Source organism: Thioalkalivibrio sp. ALJ1 (assembly GCF_000745395.1).
In the GTDB taxonomy this organism is placed as follows: domain Bacteria; phylum Pseudomonadota; class Gammaproteobacteria; order Ectothiorhodospirales; family Ectothiorhodospiraceae; genus Thioalkalivibrio.
The window spans coordinates 1552386-1570789 of the sequence record NZ_KN050684.1 but is presented as its reverse complement, the minus strand read 5'-3'; the positions used below and the strand labels follow the sequence as shown (position 1 = coordinate 1570789).

General features: G+C 65.1%; 15 protein-coding genes. 5 read left to right on the top strand and 10 right to left on the bottom strand.

The features are described 5' to 3' along the window. Positions 1-25: 25 nt before the first annotated feature. The 6 genes from F462_RS09785 to F462_RS09760 all read right to left on the bottom strand — a co-directional run bounded on the left by F462_RS09785 (position 26) and on the right by F462_RS09760 (position 9117). Complete coding sequence (locus tag F462_RS09785) at positions 26-3946, bottom strand: YhdP family protein (protein ID WP_038053714.1); 3921 nt, start codon at positions 3944-3946, stop codon at positions 26-28. 253 nt (positions 3947-4199) lie between these two features. Next, positions 4200-5756 (bottom strand): Rne/Rng family ribonuclease, encoded by a 1557-nt coding sequence (locus F462_RS09780; RefSeq protein ID WP_038053712.1) that lies wholly within the window; start codon positions 5754-5756, stop codon positions 4200-4202. A gap of 81 nt (positions 5757-5837) precedes the next feature. Then, positions 5838-6950 (bottom strand): AI-2E family transporter, encoded by a 1113-nt coding sequence (locus tag F462_RS09775; protein WP_018140634.1) that lies wholly within the window; start codon positions 6948-6950, stop codon positions 5838-5840. Next, positions 6947-7435 (bottom strand): hypothetical protein, encoded by a 489-nt coding sequence (locus tag F462_RS09770; RefSeq protein ID WP_038053709.1) that lies wholly within the window; start codon positions 7433-7435, stop codon positions 6947-6949. The genes F462_RS09775 and F462_RS09770 overlap by 4 nt, the downstream gene beginning before the upstream one ends. Next, complete coding sequence (locus F462_RS09765; RefSeq protein WP_038053706.1) at positions 7432-8178, bottom strand: type 1 glutamine amidotransferase; 747 nt, start codon at positions 8176-8178, stop codon at positions 7432-7434. The genes F462_RS09770 and F462_RS09765 overlap by 4 nt, the downstream gene beginning before the upstream one ends. Positions 8179-8184: 6 nt before the next feature. Next, positions 8185-9117, bottom strand: coding sequence for a LysR family transcriptional regulator (locus F462_RS09760; RefSeq protein WP_038053704.1), 933 nt, complete (start codon positions 9115-9117; stop codon positions 8185-8187). A 413-nt stretch (positions 9118-9530) separates the two neighbouring features. Between F462_RS09760 and rpmB the strand changes: the two genes are divergently transcribed. Both rpmB and rpmG read left to right on the top strand, forming a co-directional pair. Continuing rightward, complete coding sequence (gene rpmB, locus F462_RS09755) at positions 9531-9767, top strand: 50S ribosomal protein L28 (RefSeq protein ID WP_018140629.1); 237 nt, start codon at positions 9531-9533, stop codon at positions 9765-9767. A gap of 11 nt (positions 9768-9778) precedes the next feature. Next, positions 9779-9949, top strand: a complete 171-nt coding sequence (gene rpmG / locus F462_RS09750) for a 50S ribosomal protein L33 (RefSeq protein ID WP_012983362.1) — start codon at positions 9779-9781, stop codon at positions 9947-9949. 89 nt (positions 9950-10038) lie between these two features. Here rpmG and F462_RS09745 read toward each other — a convergent pair whose 3' ends face one another. Further along, complete coding sequence (locus F462_RS09745) at positions 10039-10269, bottom strand: DUF6967 family protein (RefSeq protein ID WP_038053701.1); 231 nt, start codon at positions 10267-10269, stop codon at positions 10039-10041. 380 nt (positions 10270-10649) lie between these two features. On the opposite strand from F462_RS09745, the gene F462_RS09740 reads away from it, so the two are divergent. The 3 genes from F462_RS09740 to mutM are packed head-to-tail and all read left to right on the top strand — an operon-like array spanning position 10650 to position 13627. Continuing rightward, a complete protein-coding gene (locus F462_RS09740) occupies positions 10650-11864 on the top strand; it encodes an EAL and HDOD domain-containing protein (protein WP_038053698.1) in 1215 nt (404 codons plus the stop codon). A gap of 7 nt (positions 11865-11871) precedes the next feature. Further along, the gene (locus tag F462_RS09735; RefSeq protein WP_038053695.1) at positions 11872-12819 is read left to right on the top strand and encodes a chorismate transformation FkbO/Hyg5 family protein; all 948 of its coding nucleotides are present in this window, start codon (positions 11872-11874) and stop codon (positions 12817-12819) included. Further along, positions 12812-13627, top strand: coding sequence for a bifunctional DNA-formamidopyrimidine glycosylase/DNA-(apurinic or apyrimidinic site) lyase (gene mutM / locus F462_RS09730; RefSeq protein ID WP_038053693.1), 816 nt, complete (start codon positions 12812-12814; stop codon positions 13625-13627). The genes F462_RS09735 and mutM overlap by 8 nt, the downstream gene beginning before the upstream one ends. Positions 13628-14107: 480 nt before the next feature. Here the strand turns inward: mutM and F462_RS09725 are convergent, their stop codons facing one another. From F462_RS09725 to F462_RS09715, 3 genes are read right to left on the bottom strand one after another with little or no spacing between them, the layout of a single operon-like run. Beyond that, on the bottom strand, positions 14108-15724 hold the full coding sequence (locus tag F462_RS09725; RefSeq protein WP_038053691.1) for a dipeptide ABC transporter ATP-binding protein: 1617 nt from the start codon (positions 15722-15724) through the stop codon (positions 14108-14110). Between the two features lie 2 nt (positions 15725-15726). Then, the gene (locus tag F462_RS09720; RefSeq protein ID WP_018140622.1) at positions 15727-16989 is read right to left on the bottom strand and encodes an ABC transporter permease; all 1263 of its coding nucleotides are present in this window, start codon (positions 16987-16989) and stop codon (positions 15727-15729) included. Beyond that, complete coding sequence (locus tag F462_RS09715) at positions 16982-18361, bottom strand: ABC transporter permease (RefSeq protein WP_038053689.1); 1380 nt, start codon at positions 18359-18361, stop codon at positions 16982-16984. The genes F462_RS09720 and F462_RS09715 overlap by 8 nt, the downstream gene beginning before the upstream one ends. Between the last annotated feature and the right edge of the window lie 43 nt (positions 18362-18404).

The window sequence follows — 18404 nt, the reverse complement described above, 5'->3', positions numbered from 1 at the left end:
CTCCGATCATCCAGTCTACTGTGCGTCAGTCGTTGTCGCTTCCGTCCGTATCCGCGGCAGGTTGCACCAGCACGCGTATTTGCGGGTCGTCCCAGGCGCCTGTCACCGCGTACTCAACACGGGCCGCCTCTTCTATCTGATCACCAATCCCCAGTACTCGTTCCGCAATCAGGACCACCACTCCGGTCACCGGCCCACCCACCAGCGCGCCGACAATCGGCAACGCGGTGCGCAGGCTGGGTACCACCACGATCTCGTGGTCGTAGTCGCGCGCCACCAGGCCCGTTCGTCCGCTCAAACGCACCCGCGCCGAGGGGCCCTCCATCCGCAGGCCGGGCACATGCAGGTCGCCATCCTGCAGCACTGCATCCGCCGTCAGTTCGCTGAAGCTCAGACCCTCGGTGAATACGTCACGGAAGTCGAGGCGCAGCCGCCTTGGCAGCACATCCAGACTGACCAGGCCCAACAGGCGCCCGGCCCCCGGCTCGACATCGGCCAGGCGGCCATCCTCCAGCGCCAGTTCCATTGCGCCTGCCAAATGCGCAAGGCGGGGGGCATACAACGCCCCCGGCCAGGACAACGACAGCGTGCCGTCCCCGGAGCCACCCACCAGCGCTCGCGACAGGCCCGCCGATTGCAGCGCACCCCCCCAGTCATCCCCGACCAGGGTTACATCCAGCCGGGCCTCCGGCCGCCCCTCGGCATCCACCTGCCAGACGCCCGTAGCGTCCGCATGGAGGTCGCCTTCCGGGGCCCGAACCTCCAGACCGCGAACTACCAGTCCATTTGCCTGAGGCTCCAGCCCCAGCTGGATGTCCGCGAAACGGTAATCGCCCAGCGCCAGGCTGTCGAGTGCAAGGGCCACAGACGGCCAGACACGCGGGTCCTCGAAGGTTCCGGCCTCAACCGGTCTCGGGTCCGCCTGGGATTCCGGCTCACCGTCGCCCCAGTCAAGGTCCTCGATCAGCAGATGGCTCAGATTCGCCTCCAGGCGACCGCGTTCATCGGCCGCCAGCGGCCGCCATTGAGCCTCTCCTGCCAGCCAGTCAGAGGCCGCCTCCATATCCCAGCCGGAATCCGCACGCCGCGCCAGGAAGCGCAGTCCTGGGAACACCCGGTCGTCCCAGAGAATCCGGTCGCGTATATCCAGCTCCAGACGCGTCAGCGCCACTTCGCCGGTGCTTTCATCTTCGGTCGGCGCACCGATGTCGACCTCACGGCCCCACGGCGCCGATTCCAGGGCCGCCTGCCAGGGGTCCACTGCGAGCTCCGGCAAGCGCGCACGCACCGATACACCCGAACCTGGCAGGGCCAGGTCACTGGCCGCGGGCGCGCCGATCTCCAGCGCCATCGCCTGCAGCCCTACCCCGCGCCCGGCGGTATCCGGTTCGGCCCCGCGTGCCGCCGGGTCCTCCGGCGCAGCCGCGGGCGACAGGCGCATGTGCGCACGCAGCACCTGACCCAGGCTGATGCGCCCGATCCCGGCGCCGGAATGTCCCAGGGGCAGGGAGAGATTCAGCGCGCGGGCTTCCCCCGCCGGCTTTCCGATGGGCTCCGGCCAATCGATCGCCACCCCGACCAGGTCGGAGCGCAGTTCCAGTCGAACCCCATCCACGGCTTGCCCCAGCCGCAGCTGGGCGTCCCATTGGGCGGAGCCCTCGAGATAGGGTTCAAGCTCCGGAAACCCCGCCAACCAGGGCGCCAGTGGTTGGGGCCCTTGCGCGGTGATTCGGGCCTCATCGCCGTTCAGCGGCCAGTCCGCCCCGAAGGTCACGGTCTCGTCATGCACTCGGGCCGTCAGCCCCTCGGTGGTTACTCGGTCCGCGGTATCGAACCGCACCCGCCCCTCCACCGATCCGAGATCGGCGGGCCAACCCGCCACCTCGAAATCGACCCCGCGCAATTCGAGCTCGCCTTGTACGCGGGTCTCGTCCATCCGGCCTTCCTGCAACGGCAAACTGAGGGCGAGACTCAAGCGACTGCGTCCTTCCGCGGCGGCCTGGTCGCGAATCTCCGCGGCGGGCTCAAGCAGTTCGGCCTGACGCAGATACGTCAGCAGATCCGCGGCGTCGCCCTCGGATTGCCCTTCGAGCTCCAAGATCGCGTTCTCCATATCGGCGATACGGATCTGGGTATCACGCACCTCGGTGTCGAGGATGCGCCCGCCGGCGCCTTCAGCCCGGAAGCCCGCGTTATGGAACAAGAGCCGACCGCTCAACTCTTCAGCCCGCGGCCAGCCGTCCTGATAGTCCAGCACACCGGCCTCGACATCGGCCCAGAGGTCGAACACCCCCTCGTCATTGGCAAACGGGAAGTCCTGCCCGCGCCCCCGGTACGCCATGCCGCCACCGGAGGACTTCCCGGTACGGATACTGTCCACCAGCCACTGGTAGGTGTTTTCCGGCAAGTGATAAAGCGGCAGGTAGCGCGCCGTGTGGTCGCCGTCGGCACGCAGAATATCCATTGCGATATCGACCCGTGGCCCCGCCGCGTGACCGTCCAGGTAAACCTGCATGCGTCCCCGCACGGCGGCATGGGCATTGGCCGCATGCAAGGCGTCACCGCTCAAGCGCCAGTGCCCCTGCTGATCTCGCTCTGCCTGCAATCGCCCCCGAACCCGATCCAGCGACACCGGGTCCGCCAGCACCCGTGGCAGATCGACCTGCATCCCGCGGCTATCCAGCAGCCATTCCGCCGTATCGTCCCGCCACTGAAGGTAGCCCGACACGCCTTCCACCCCCGGGACCTGCTCAACCGCCCGCCATTCGAGATCGCGCAGGTCGGCCTCGGCCCAGACCGGCTGCAGGCGGTCGTCTTCGCGACGGGCCTCCACCCGGCCGAAATCCAGGCGGCCGCGAGGTCGCAGATCGCCAATGCGCTCCGCCAGCTTCGGCTCGGCCTGCTCCAGCAAGGTCAGTAGTGGCACGTACGGCGCGATGTCGAGGTCGCGCGCCGCCAGCTCTAACGCATCCACCACTAGCTGGCGTGGTTCGCCCTCCAGGTGATACCTCAAGCGCAGGTCGCCCGAACCGGGACGGGTCGCGGCCCAGGAAGAACGCTGCCAGTGGTCGGTAACCCGCCAATCGAAGCGGTGACCAATCGCCGATCCGGCGGGCTCGCCATCCAGGCTGAGGATGGTGTCATGTTCACCGCGCAGCCAGGCCATGCGCCCATCGTCCAGCCCCCCCCACAGGTGGAGTGAGGTCGTGCCCTGGGGGGCCGGCCAGCCCAGATAGGCCAGCCAGGGTTGCCAGGCCTCCAGCTCCACGGCATCGGCATGCAGGAAGAAACGCGCGTCGCGCAGGTCCGCCGCCGGGGCTTCCAACCCGACTTCCACCCGGCCACCGGGGCTGGAGGCCTCCAGCTCGCCGTTGACGTAGGCCCGCATCGATCCGTCATGGGCCGTGCGCAAGGCGGCCCGTTCCAGTTGTAGTGAGGATTCGAGACCCGCCTGACGATCGTCCCAGACCAGATGCACCTGCTCGGCGTCGACATCGGGCCACTGTGCAACCGGGATGGTTAGCAGACGTCCCTCGCCCAGACCGATCTCGCGGCCACTGAGGACGAATCGTCCGTCGGAATGGCGCACCAGGCGCAGTTCCACGCCTTGCACACGAAGAGCCAAGGCGGGGTGGCGGCTGCGCAGGCTGGCGCCGGCGCGAAGCGACACCCCCAACGAGTCAATCGCGATCGACTCGCCGGAGGGCATCGCAACCGAGACCTCTCGGATCATCAGCGCGGGCGACCACCCCACCCAGCCGAGCTCGATCCGGGACGCGGTGACCTCGTGCTCGAGTTGCTCGCTCGCCGTGGTTTCGACCCAGGAATGGAGACCGTTCCAGTGTGGCAGTGCGAGACGCAACGCCAACAGCGTGATCGCGGCGAGCAGAATCAGGAAGAGCAGCAGACGCAGTAGCACGCGCAGACTCTGTGACAGGGTGCTCATTTCGACCCCACGCGGTCGCAATCCAGCCTCCCCGGCCGACCGGGACCCGTATCCAGGATGGGTCCGCTTGTGCGAATCAACTGGGTGTCCTCTCCCCTGGGGAATGCCCGGCAACGACGGCATCCGCCGATCGTGCCGCACGGGTCGTCAGGTTCCGCGAATCACCGCGCCGCATTGGCCCTTGCGACGACGCATTGACGCGCATCACCCGGGCGGTAGCTGCGCGTTGGATGATCCACGCGCCCTTCAATTGTCAGACGAAGACCACATCGAACTGTTCCTGGGTATATAGCGTCTCCACTTGGAAACGAATCGGAATCCCCACGAAACTCTGCAACTCGGCAAGGCTGGCGGACTCCTCGTCCAGCAACAAATCGATCACGCTCTGCGAGGCCAGCACCCGCAACTCGCGAGCGTCATACTGGCGCACCTCGCGCAGGATCTCGCGGAACAGCTCGTAGCACACCGTCTCCGCCGACTTCAGATAGCCGCGCCCGCTGCATACCTGGCAAGGCTCGCACATCTGGTGCTCCAGGCTTTCGCGGGTGCGCTTGCGCGTCATTTCCACCAGACCCAGCGGGGAGACATCGCAGGTCTGGGTCTTCACGTGGTCGCGTTCCAGCGCCTTCTCCAGCGCGCGGATCACCTGGCGCTTGTGCTCGTCGTCCTGCATGTCGATGAAATCAATGATGATGATCCCACCGAGGTTACGCAGGCGCAGCTGGCGGCCGATCGCCTGGGCCGCCTCCAGATTCGTCTTGAAGATGGTCTCTTCGAGCTTGCGATGGCCGACGAATCCGCCGGTGTTGATGTCGACCGTGGTCATCGCCTCGGTCTGATCGAAGATCAGGTAGCCGCCCGATTTCAGCTCCACCTTGCGCTCCAGCGCGCGATGGATCTCTTCCTCGACATTGAACAGGTCGAAGATCGGACGCTCGCCCGGATAGTGCTCGATACGACCGATCAACTCCGGCAGATAGCGTTCCACAAACCCGCAGACCTTCTGATAGGTCTCGCGCGAGTCGATGCGGATGCGCTCGATATCCACCCCCACCATGTCGCGCAGGATGCGCTCCACCAGCGGCAGATCGGTATAGACCTCGGTCCCCGGAGGAGCGCCCGCAGCCTGCTCCTGCAGGGTGTCCCAGACCTTCTTCAGAAAGGCCGTGTCGTTGTACATGGCCTCGTAGTCGGCCAGCTCCGCGGCGGTACGCACGATGAAGCCATGCTGCGGGGCCAGCTCATCGCGCAGCTGCTCGATGGACTCGCGCAGCCGCGCACGCACGCCCTCGTCTTCGATCCGCGTGCTGACGCCCACGTTGGTCTGGTATGGCATCAGCACCAGATTGCGCGACGGCAAGGTGATGTACGTGGTCAGCCGAGCCCCTTTGGAGCCCAATGGATCCTTGACCGCCTGCACCAGGACTTCCTGACCCTCGCGCAGCAGTTCGCGGATACCTTCACGCGCCATGGGAGCGGGGGCACCGTTTCCGTGGCCATTGCCATTGCCATTCCCGTTGGCCGTGGACGCGGGGACCTCTGCGTCGGACAGGCCATTGCCATTGAATTCCTCGCGCTCCACCGGCGCCACGTCGGAGGCATGCAGAAAGGCCGTGCGTTCAAGACCGATGTCGACAAAGGCGGCATCCATGCCCGGGAGCACCCGGGCGACCCGGCCCTTGTAGATATTGCCCACGATCCCGCGGCGGCGGGTGCGCTCGAGGTGCAACTCGGTCAGGACGCCATTTTCCACCAGGGCCACGCGGCTCTCCTGGGGTGTCACGTTCATCAGGATCTCAGTACCGGTCATGCGTTCTTCTTGTTATTGATCGAGTAATGGGGCAGGCCGCCGCGCCCGCGAATCCGCGGTGCAGCGGCCTGGAGTATCGGCCTACTTCGAAGCGGGTTCGGATGCCTCGCGCTCGGCGTCGGTGATCGCTGCCTCGGGCGGGGGTCGGTCGACGCGCGGCCAGGACTTGATCACCGCATGCACCAGGGTCGCCAGCGGGATCGCAAAGAACACGCCCCACAGGCCCCAGATGCCACCGAACACGAATACCGCGGCGATGATCGCGACAGGATGCAAATTGACCACTTCGGAGAACAGCAACGGCACCAGCACATTGCCATCGAGGAATTGGATCACCCCGTAGGCGATCAGGATCCAGGCGAACTCGGGCCCGATGCCGAACTGGAAATACGCCACCGCCGCCACTGGGATCGTCACCACCGCCGCACCGATGTACGGGATGATGACCGATATCCCCACCATGAACGACAACAGCACCGCGTATTCCAGGCCAAACCAGTTGAAGGTGAGGAAGGTAACGGCCCAGACGATCAGGATCTCGATGAACTTGCCGCGCACGTAGCTGGCAATCTTGATGTTGACCTCGCGCCAGACCTCACTGGCCAGGTGCGTGTCCTGCGGCATAAAGCCGCGGATCCAGTTCAGGATCAGGTCGCGGTCCTTCAGCATGAAGAACACCATCAGCGGGACAACGATCAGGTAGATCACCACGTCCACGATATGCCGTGCCGAGGACAGCGAGAACGAAAGCACCCGCTGACCCAGCAGGGTCGCCTCGGCCTGGATCGCTCCCATCAGGTCCCGCACCTGTTCGTCGGTAATCAACTGGGGATAGTGCTCAGGAAGCTGTAGCAGCAGGGATTGCCCCTCACGGATCATCCCCGGAAGCTCGCGGACCAATTGCGTCACCTGGGCCGACAGCAGCGGCACGACGCTAAACAGTGCCGCCACCGTCAGCGCCAGGAACGCGATCAACACGAGGGTGACCGCCAGCAACCGCGGCACGTGGATCCGGGTCAATTTCTTGACCCCACCTTCCAGCAGGTAGGCGATGATCAGCGAGGCCAAAAGCGGCGCCAGGATGCGCCCGGCGAAGATGATGACCAGGAACCCCGCGAGCAGCAAAAACGCCAGGATCACGACCTGCGGGTCGGTGAAATGACGCTGGTACCATTGGCGCAGAACTTCGATCATCGCGCAGCGCCTCCCGCCGCGTCGTCATCACCACCGCCCGTCTGACGCGTCGGATCCTGAGCCACCGCCTTCTCGTAATGGGTCCGGAAGACCACTTCCAGCTCGTCGATCACCTCCACCGCCGGGCGCCCCTGCATCACGTGCTGCCCCATCAGGGCCGAGGTCTCGTTCAGCAACTTGGAGCGATCCAGCATGTGATACGTGGCCGATAGCCGACGCATCGCCTTGATCACCGACTCGTTCTCCGGACGCGGGATGGATTCCGGCTCGGGCACCGGCTCCGGTTCCGGAGCCGGCGACTGCTGTTCCAGGAAGCGGGCAAACTTCAGCAGGCTGGCCTGGTCCTCGGCGGACAGGCGCTGGGCGATCTCGGCAATCGCCTTGGCCGGGTCATCCCGATCCTTCTTGCGCGCGCCGCCAAGCACCGACCCGAGGTCACCCCCGGACAGGCCACCCTTCTGGCCCGGACCCAGGGGTGGAATCATCCCTCGTCCTCGACCTTCAGGCTGAACACCGGCATCTTGCGGCGCTCCTGCATCAGACCCAGCTCCTTGACCAGGGCCACGATCACGTCCTCGGTCACTTTCTGCATGTCGCCCCATTCCATGCGGGCCTCGCCCAGTAGCTCGCCCATGTTTGGCGGCGGATTGTGCTTGGCCTCCATGATGATGTCCTCGAGCATGCCTGGCTTCATTTCGGGCCGGAAAAGCACGCCATAGGTCAGTGCATCGGGACGCACGGCCAGCCAGTCACCTTCGTCATCGACCAGGATCGGTTCCAGGTCGTCCGGCAGTGCCACGCTGCCATTGACCAGCTGCAGCACACGCCGGCCGTCCAGGGCCTCGGCCAGGTCATCCCCTGTGCCCGCCGCAGTCTTGTGCGCAGTCACAAAGCGGGCCCGGTACATCGGGTCCTCGTGGGCCGTGCCACCAGCCTGCTCGGCCACCAGCAACCCGCCCATGCCGATGCCGACAACCGGGCGCTTCGAGCGGCGGAAGATATCGATCAGCGACAGCTCGTCCGGGACCTGCGGATTCTCTTCGTGATCCGCGGTCGGCCAGGCCCCGCCGAGCAGCCAGAGGCCATCGAACTGGGCCGCCGAGCCCGGCAGATCCTGGCCCACGAACGGGCGATAATAGGAGAAGCCAATATCGCGCTTTTCCAGCTGCGACTCGATCAGACCGAGAAACTCGGAATACGTATGCTGCACCACGCAGTAGTTCTTCATGTCGCGTCAATCCTGTTTGGGTTCTTTTGCGGGGCCGGGCGTCCGCTGGCCGGTGCAATAGCCATGCAGGAACTGCATCAGTACCTCCAGCGTCGGCACGCGGAACTTCTGCCGCGCGTGCACCAGCGAGATTGGCCTTTCCAGCGGCGGCGACAGCGGTAGCGCCACCAGTTCGCCCAGGGCCAGTTCCTTGGCCACCACCGCTTCGGACAGCACCGAGACCCCCATACCAGCTACCACTGCACCCTTGATCGCCTCCGGGCTGCCCAGTTCCATGCAGCCGCGCAGACTGTTGCGGTCGTAACCAGCACGCCCAAGGTACTCCATGATGACCTCGCGGGTCCCAGAACCCTCCTCGCGGCAAATGAATGGGCGTGCGATGAAATCGGCAACGGTCGCGGTCTCGCGGCCCGCCAATTCGTGCTCCGGCGGCACAATCAGCCGCAACTGATCCACCAGGCAGGGCTGAACTTGCAGGCTGCGATGGGTCACCGGTGCCTCGACGATGCCGAGATCGACACTGCCGTCCTCAACCATTACCACCACGTTCTCGGTGTTGCCGACCCGCAGCCGAATACCAATATCCGGGTGCTCGCGCCGGAAGGTCCCCAACAGGGCGGGCAGCATGTATTCGGCCACCGTGGTACTCGCCCCGATCACCAGCGCGCCTCCATCGGCGCCCTTCAACTCACGCAGGGCCGCCTCGAGCTCGCCGTAGGTGTCAAAGATGCGCTCGGCATATCGCTGAACGACACGCCCGGCATCGGTCAGGGTCACCCGATTGTGATTGCGATCAAACAACCGAGTATCCAGCTGCTCTTCTAGCTGCCGCACCTGAAAGGTGACCGCCGGCTGGGTCATATGCAGCATTTCGGCCGCCCGGGTGAACGACAACAGGCGTGCCACCGTAAGAAAGACCTGCAAGCGTCGATCAGCCATGCCACCCCATCCCTGAATATTGCCGTGCCCCGCAGGACGTACCGGAATGCTATCAAGCCCCCACCGTGGGCAACAGCGCCCCCGGCCAGCGCGCGCCCAACCTCATCACCCGCACCTGACACATCAACCGGATATAAGTGGTCCATAACCCAAGGCATAAGTAGCGGCGCAAGCCAAGGGATCCACAATTGCGCAGTCGCCGTTTGGCACCTGGCCCAACGCCCATTCACAACGGATTGGAAGAAGCGAGGGAGACACTGACTGAATCGCACGCCCGCTTACCATCGACTCGGCAGCACACCCAATCCAGGCGTCTGCGAGAGTCAGACACCTTCGTGCCTCCCTTGCACCGCCCCAATGCCTGCGCTATAGTCCGCCGTCTTTCTGGTAGACCCAAATTCCGGAGTCCCCCGATGGCCCGAGTATGTCAGGTGACCGGCAAACGCCCGGCGACCGGTAACAACGTTTCGCACGCACACCGCAAGACGCGGCGGCGCTTCCTGCCCAATTTGCACTCCCACCGTTTCTGGGTGGAGAGCGAAAACCGTTTCGTACGCCTGCGCGTTAGCAGCAAGGGCATGCGCATTATTGACAAGCGCGGTATCGACGCGGTCCTGGCGGACTGCCGATCCCGTGGTGAGAAGGTGTAAGGAGAGTACCCATGGCAGCGAAGAGCGCACGCGACAAGATCCGCCTGGTGTCCTCCGCCGGCACTGGCCACTTCTACACCACGTCGAAGAACAAGCGGAACATGCCCGAAAAGATGGAGATCAAGAAGTTTGATCCCGTCATCCGCAAGCACGTGATGTACAAGGAAGCCAAGATCAAGTAATCGCGCCTTGCGGCCCGATTGCCTGGTCGACAGGCGAGAAAAGCCCGGCCCGCTCACACGGTGCCGGGCTTTTTTGTGTCCGCGTGAACTCAGACCGGATCCGGCTGCTCGCCCTCCCCCGGGTGCGCGCTACCCTCGGCGGCTGTCTTGGCCCATTGCGTCATCACGCGGCCCCAACGGTGGGCCGTCGCAGGGTCCAGTTCGATCTTGGTATAACGCCCACCATCGCGGATAATAATCCGCAGGAGTGGTACCCCAGAGTCGTGCAGGATCTGCCGCAACTCCACGACTTCGCCGAAAGGCGCATCAATTGAATCCATGGTGCGTGTGTTCCTCCTGAGCCGGCCTTTCGCACACAGTCGTGGCCGCCCATCCGTTTATTTTATTGATCAAGGGAAACACTGGTTAATGTACACGCCCGCGTTGGTACCCCAGTTTTCCAGAGACAACGCGCGTCGTGCAGCTGGTAGTGGTTCTACCCGCCCGTTTCGGATGGAGTTGGGGCGCAACGCAGGATCGGGGAATCTGGGGCGCCAACCCTACAAACCATTGAAAGAAGGGGCTCGCCCGCTTTTTCATGGAAACGGCGTTGCGGCTCCCTTGTGCAGAATGACTGCACGGCAGTCACCGCGCATTAAACGCACGCAAAAGCGACTCGAGCGCGAACGTCTACATTAATCAGTGTTTCCCTGGCGCAAGCATGCAACCAATTTTTGTCGGCCGGCAACCTATATTCGACGAGCAGGAGAACCTGGTCGGATTCGAGCTCCTCTTTCGCGCCGGTCACCTGGACGCCGCCTCGGTCACCGACGGCGACCTGGCCACATCGGATCTCCTGCGCAGCGCCTTTATCGACATCGGCCTGGAACATCTGGTTGGAGACCATCTGGCCTTCGTCAACCTTACCCGTGGCTTTCTTGAACACGAGGTCATCACCAGCCTGCCACCGGAGCAGGTCGTGCTGGAGATCCTCGAGGATATAGAGATTGACGCCGAGGTCATCGCCGCCGTGCGCCGGCTGAAAGGGAGTGGCTTTCGCATCGCGCTAGACGACTACCAGTTCCAGGAGAGCCACGCCGAGCTGGTAGAACTCGCGGATCTGGTCAAGCTGGATGTGCTCACCCTCGGTCCCGAGCGCCTGGAACAGGAGGTCGCGAACCTGCGCGCCTTCGGCGTGGAACTCCTGGCCGAAAAGGTCGAGACCGCGGAAGAATACGCCCATTGCCGGAGCCTCGGCTTCAGCCTATTTCAGGGCTTTCATCTCTCCTTCCCCCACGTGATCGAGGGCCAGCGCCTGGAGAGCCTAGAGCTCGCCCTGCTGCGCCTGCTGAAGGCATTGCAGGCACCCGACCCCTCACCGGGAGAGCTGGAAGAATTGATCGCCGCCGAGCCAGGATTGGCGATTCAGCTGCTACGCGTCGCCAACAGCCCCGCCTACCGCGCAAACCGCCCGACTGACTCCCTGTACGGTGCGATCCTGCGCCTGGGACAGGGGCGCATCAAGCGCCTGGCCATGCTGATGGTGCTGCGCGGCTCCAGCGACCAGACCCAGGGACTCGAGCAGGTGATGATCCGCGCACGCATGGGCATGCTGGTGGCCCGCGCCCTGGGACTACCTGCCGAGGAATGCGAACGCTATTTCACACTAGGCATGCTCTCCGGGATGGATCGCGTCCTGGGCGTTCCCCTGCGTCGCATCCTGGGCGAGCTGCATCTCTCGCTCGAGATGGAGCAGGCGCTACTGGAGGGGACCGGCCCCCTCGCACCGCTACTAGCGACCATTGCGGCGTTTGAGGGTGCCAGTGCAGAACCCGACTCCGTCAAAGCCCCGGTCCCCGCCCCGGTCTCCAGCCGCCTGTACCTGGAGGCGGTACGCTGGACCGAGGATTTACTCGCCTCACTATCGGAGAATTAGAGCACCAATGGCCATCGCCCTGCGCAGCCAGCTAGCACCGGCCACCGCAATCGGACCGGACGCCGGGATGCGAATCCGCCTGCGCGAACCCGCCGGTATCGATGCTGGACCCGATTACCTGCAGGTCCAACCCGGACTGCTCCCATTGGCTCCCGATGACTATGTAGAACTCTGGACCACGAGCAGCGAGTCTCGGATGGCCAAACAAGGCCCCGTCCACCTGCTCGAGTCCGATGACGTCCTGTTCGCGAGCTGGACCGGCACCGACCACGGCCTGAAGGAACAAACAGAACAGGCCTACCGCGCACTGCTCGAGGCCTGCCGCGCGCGCGGGTTCACCCATCTGGTGCGGGTCTGGAACTTCTTTGGCGACATCCACGCCGAGGAGGAGGGTCTAGAACGCTATCAGGCCTTTTGCATCGGCCGCGCCGCCGCATTGGAGGCACTAGAGATCCCGCTGGCCAGCATGCCCGCCGCCACTGCCATCGGCAGCGACCAGCGCCAGTTGATCATCTACCTGATTGCCACTCGAACCCCGGCCGAACCACTTGAGAATCCGCGCCAGGTAAGTGCCTACCATTACCCCAAGCGCTACAGCCCCAAGAGTCCGACGTTTGCCCGCGCGACCCGTCTGGAAACGCGGGACGGTCTTCTGATCCTCCTCTCCGGGACCGCCAGCATCGTCGGCCATGAAAGCCGCCATCCAGACGACGTAACCGCCCAGGCGCGCGAGACCCTGGCCAACTTGCAAGCCCTGCACGACGCGGCCGGGCGTGAGCTTCCCTGGCCCTCCTGGCTGCGCGTGTATCTGCGCCGCCCGGAAGACCGGCCCAAGGTCGCGGCAGTGCTCGCGGAGCACTACAAAGCGGCCCACCCTGGCCCGATCGTGCAATGGGTTCGAGGCGACATCTGCCGCCAGGAGCTATTGCTGGAGATCGAGGGCGTCCATGCCTGAACTGCCGGAGGTCGAGACCATCCGACGCGGGCTGGAACCCCTGCTGGCAGGGCGCCGCATCACCACCTTCGAGACCCGCGAGCCACGCCTGCGCTGGCCGGTACCGACGGAGCTGGCGCAACAGCTAGCCGGTGCCCGAGTGCAAACCCTGTCCCGCCGCGCCAAATATCTGCTGTTGGAAACCGACCGCGCGGGCATCCTGCTACACCTGGGTATGTCCGGAAGCCTGCGCCATTGCACACCGGGGACGCCGCTGCGCCGGCACGATCACTTGATCCTGCATCTGGACAACGGCTACCAGATCCGCCTGCACGACCCACGCCGTTTTGGGTGCTGTCTGCCCTTACCTTCCGACGACACACTCCATCCGTTGCTGGCAGACCTGGGACCGGAACCGCTGGCCCCGGAATTCGACGCTGACTACCTGTTCCAGCGCAGCCGTGGACGCCGGAGCGCGGTGAAGGCCTTCATCATGGATCAGGCCATTGTGGTCGGGGTTGGCAACATCTACGCTACGGAGGCGCTGTTCCTCGCCGGCATCCGGCCCGGCCGCGCCGCCGGCCGGGTCACTCGAGCCGAATACGATCGCCTGGCGGTGCACATTCGCACTGTACTCGCCACAGCCATCGAACAGGGCGGCACCACCCTGCGCGACTTCCTGCGTGAAGATGGCACCCATGGTTACTTTCGTCAGTCCCTGCGCGTCTACGGCCGCGCGGGAGAGCCCTGCCACGTCTGCAACAGCGTGCTGCGCACCCGCCGCATCGGCCAGCGCGCCAGCAGCTACTGCCCCACCTGCCAGAAATAGCCGCCCGTCTTGCTACAAGGCCGCGCAGAGCTTTTCACCACAGAGGGCATCGAGGACACGGAGAAGGGCGAGTCACAGAAAGACCGGAAGCTCGTAAAGATTCCGGATGGAATGAATGTGATCCGTACCGATGCGGGCCCCCGCAGCTACAACGATCCACCCAGGCCCGTCGTCATCCCAGCCGCAGTGCCGCGAAGAGCCGAGATCTCCCAAGGCACCTTCGGCGCCTGGCGCTCTGCCCGTTTTGGGCCATTCCGGATAAACGCTGCGCGGTTTCCGAGATGGCGACGGTCCGTCACGTTTTCAGAATAATGAATGTCTCTTCCGATACTTACCGGGCAAGGCACACGGGAGCCGGAACCTGGGTCTTCTCCGTGCACTCCATGCCCTGTGTGGTGAAAACGCCCTTGGCCTTCTTCGTGCGCTTCGTTGTGAATCAAGACGACCTCACCAAGGCACAAAGCCGCCGGCTCGCCCGGTTCAGAGGTAGCGCGAGACACGGGGTACAGCATCCAGCAAGTGCCGGGTGTACTCCGCCTTGGGGTTAGCCAGCACCTCGGCGGTGGTGCCGATCTCTTCCATGCAGCCGTCATGCATCACCAGCATTCGATCCGAGAAATACTCGACCACGCCCATGTCGTGGGTGATGAAGATCATCGCCAGGCGCCGGTCCCGGCGCAGCCGCGCGAGGATCTGCAAGACCTCGGCCTGTACCGACACGTCCAGCGCGCTGGTCACCTCGTCGCAGATGATCACGTCCGGGTCCAGCACCAGCGCGCGGGCAATCGCGATGCGCTGGCGCTGACCGCCGGAGAACTCGTGTGGATATCGCCACAGGGTGTCCTCGGGGAGCGCGACCTGGTCCAGCACCTTCCCGGCCATCGCGATGCGCTCCTCCTGGTCAACGCCAATGCCGTGTACGGCCATTGGTTCCGTCAGCAGAGTCAGTACGTTCAGGCGCGGATTCAGCGACGACGCCGGGTCCTGGAACACCACCTGCAAGTGGCGTCGCAGCCGACGCAGGGGCTTGCGCGGCATGCGCGTCAGCGACTCGCCCCGGTAGCGGATCTCGCCACCGGTCGGTTCCACCAGGCGCAGAAGGGCCCGGCCCAGCGTGGTCTTGCCGCAACCGGACTCCCCGACCACGGCCAGAACCTCGCCGTTCTCCAAGGAAAACGAGACATCGTCCACCGCACGCACTACATCGACCTGGCGGCGTAGCAGACCCTTGAGCACCGGGAAGTGCACCTGCAGCCCGGAGACCTCGAGCAAGGCCTCGCGCCCGGCGCCCGGTACCGGTGGCAGCGGGGGCAGGTTCTCCGGCAGGGCCTGAATCAACTTGCGGGTGTAATCGTCCTGCGGATCGCGCAACAGCGGGAGGCATTCGCCCTCTTCCACCAGGCGCCCATTGCGCATCACGGCCACGCGGTCGGCGACCGAGGCCACGACGCCAAAGTCGTGGGTGATCAGCAGCACCGCCATGCCGTTCTTTTCGCGCAAGTGATCGATCAGCTTCAGGATCTCGGCCTGAATGGTTACGTCCAGTGCCGTGGTCGGCTCGTCCGCGATCAACAGGTCCGGCTCGGCCACCAGCGCCATGGCGATCATTACGCGCTGGCGCTGGCCGCCGGATAGCTTGTGCGGATACTCGTCGCGGCGCTGCTCGGGGTTCGGCAGCTGCACCTCGCGCAGCACCTCCAGCGTGCGTTCGGCCCGCTGCTCCGGGCTCATCTGCGGGCGGTGCAGGCGCAGGACCTCCTCGATCTGATCACCGACGGTCAGCACCGGGTTCAAGGAGGTCATCGGCTCCTGGAAGATCATACCGATGCGGTCGCCACGCACCTGCTGCATCACCGCATCGGGCAGGCCCAGCAATTCCTGGCGCCCGCCGCGACCGGCCAGCCAGATTTCACCGGTGCTGGCCCGGAACCCGGCATCCAGCAAGCGCATGATCGCCAGGGCGGTAATCGACTTGCCGGAGCCGGACTCCCCGACCAGGGCAAACAGCTCGCCCGCGCGGATGGAAAAGCTCGCTTCCGCCACCAGCGGCTGCTCGCTGTCGCGATGGCGGATCTGCAGGTTGCGCACATCCAGCATATTCAGCGCATCCCGCCGCTGGTCGCGCCGCCCGCACCCGCGGCCGGCCGTGCACCCTCGTCACGGTTGGCCGTGCGCGCGGCCGAACGGGCATGCGGGTCCACTGCGTCACGCAGGGCCTCGCCGATCAGGTTGTAGGCGAATACCGTCAGGAAGATCGCCCCGCCAGGGAAGGCCGCCATCCACCAGTTGAAGGTGGAGCTCTGCACTGCCTGGTTCAGCATCTGGCCCCAGGAGGGCTCATCCACCAGCCCCAGGCCCAGGAACGACAGGGTGGCCTCGGCCAGGATCGCCGAGGCGACACCGAAGCTGGCGGCCACCAGGATCGGCGCGATGCCATTGGGCAGCATGTGGCGGAACAGGATCGAAGGCAGTGACAACCCGGAGGCGATCGCCCCCTGTACGAAATCCTGCTGGCGCAGGCGCAGGAACTCCGCGCGCACATAGCGAGCATAACCCGACCACGAGGTCAGGCCGATGATCAGCATCATCAGGTACAACGAGCGCCCGAAGAAGGCGACAAAGGTCAGCAACAGGAACAGCGTCGGAATGGCCTCGAAGATCTCCACCAGACGCATCCCGATGATATCGACGATCCCGGAGAAGTAGCCCATCAAGCCGCCCAGGATCACGCCAATCCCCAGGGCGATCCCGGTGGCGATGAAACCGATGGACAACGCAATGCGCGAGGCATGGATCATGCGCGAGAGCACGTCCGCCCCGGTATCGTCGGTACCAAACCAGTGCACCCGCTCCAGTACCTCGCGCGGGGCCTCGAGCCCGGTATCGGCGTAGTCGCGCAGGTAGTCGCGCGGGGAATACGGGATCAGTGCACGCACCACCGTCTGGTACTCTCCCATGGCCTCGGCCTCGCGATACTGCTCATAGATCACCAGCGACGGCGGGGACACCGTCTGCCAGGCGACTGCCCCCAGGATTGCGCCTAACACGCCCCAAAGGGCGAAGCGCCGCCACGGCCGCCCGGGCAGACGCCAGAACACCAGCGCCAGCAGCAGCATACCGAGTAGTGTGACGTCGGCCGCGGTCAGGTAACGCAGGAACGGCATCGCCCACTCGCCGTCGGCCGTCTGCACCAGCAGCGGGTGCGAACTGGCCAGCAGTGGCGCCAGCACCGCAACCAGCGTCAGTAACGCGATCCAAGCGATTCCAAGCCGTGCGCCCCAGCGCAGCAGCACCTCGCCCACCACGCGACGCGACCAGGAGCGGCTGCGGCGCTGGTTCGCCGAACGTATGGCCTCAGTCATAGTTCACCCGCGGGTCGACGATCGCATAGGCCAGATCCGCCAGCAGATAGCCCACCAGCGTCAGCACACCGGAGATCAGCGTGATCGACAGCACCAACTCGCGGTCGCGGGTCTGCACCGCCTCCACCGCCAGCTTGCCCATCCCGTCGATGGAGAAGATCGCCTCCACGATGACCGAACCGGCCAGCAGCGATGGCAGCAGGGTCGCGGAAACGGTAATCAGCGGCAGCAACGAGTTGCGAAACACATGGCGCCACAGCACGTCGTGCTCGGCCACACCCTTGGCCCGGGCGGTACGGGCATAGTCCGAGGTCAGATTTTCGAGCACCGCCGAGCGCGACAGCTTGGCAAGAAAGGCCAGCCCGCCGTAGGACAGGCACAGCACGGGCAGGACCAGATGCCAGGCCCGGTCGAGCAGGAAGCCTGGCACCATGCTGCCGGGCGTGAGGCCAAGCGCCAGGACCAGTCCGGCCCCCAAACCCACCGTGCCCAGGTAGAACCCCCGCAGCACGCCCCAATCGCTGTGCGCCATCAGCCAGCCTGCCCCCAGGCCCACCAGAGCCGCAACGATGGTGCTGAAGGCACCGGCCGCAGCCAGATCCCGAAACATCAGCCAGCCACAGACCGCCCCGATCAGGGCCCCGAGGCCGCCTCGGATCAGGGCCGGTAGATGCCGCGCCAGATAAATTCCCAGCGCCGCACCCAGAAACGGCAGCACCAGCAACAGTGGCAATGCCCAGACCACCTCCACCGTCGGGAGAAAGGTCATGTCCAGCGCCGCGCGCTGGCTCAGCCCTCCGGTGGGGAACCACTGCCAGAACTGGTCCGAAGCGAAGAAGCCGATCAACAACACCCCCGCAAGCATGGTCGGCACCGACCACAGCGCCAGCAGCACCACACCGGACTGGGAGTCGAAGGCCTCGCCGTGACGCGTCGCCGCGCGCACCCCCACGGCCACCGCAATGATGTAAATCAGCGGGATGGAGAGGACATTCAGCAGCAACGTGATCGGCAATCGCTCGGCAATCAGGTCCATGACCGGACGGCCGTAGCGGAAGCTGGTCCCCAGGTTCGGTACCTTGAAGTGCGGCCACCCGGTCATTGAGCCATCCGCGTCCTGGGCAAAGCCGACCGGGGAGATGTTGTTCAGCCAGCGCCCGAACTGCACCGGCGCGGGCTGATCCAGGCCGTACAGGCGGTTGTAGTACTCCTCCATCGCCTTTTGCGCCTGCGGCTCCAGGCCCTGTCCCTCGACCAGGGTCAGGGCGCTGATCCCACCGGGCGCAGCGGCCATGACGGCAAACACGATCACGGTGATGCCGAACAGCGTCGGCACCATGAGGACCAGGCGGCGCAGGATATAGGTCAGCATGACACGCGCGGGCTCCTGGCGAACTCGGCTCCGGTTCGCATCC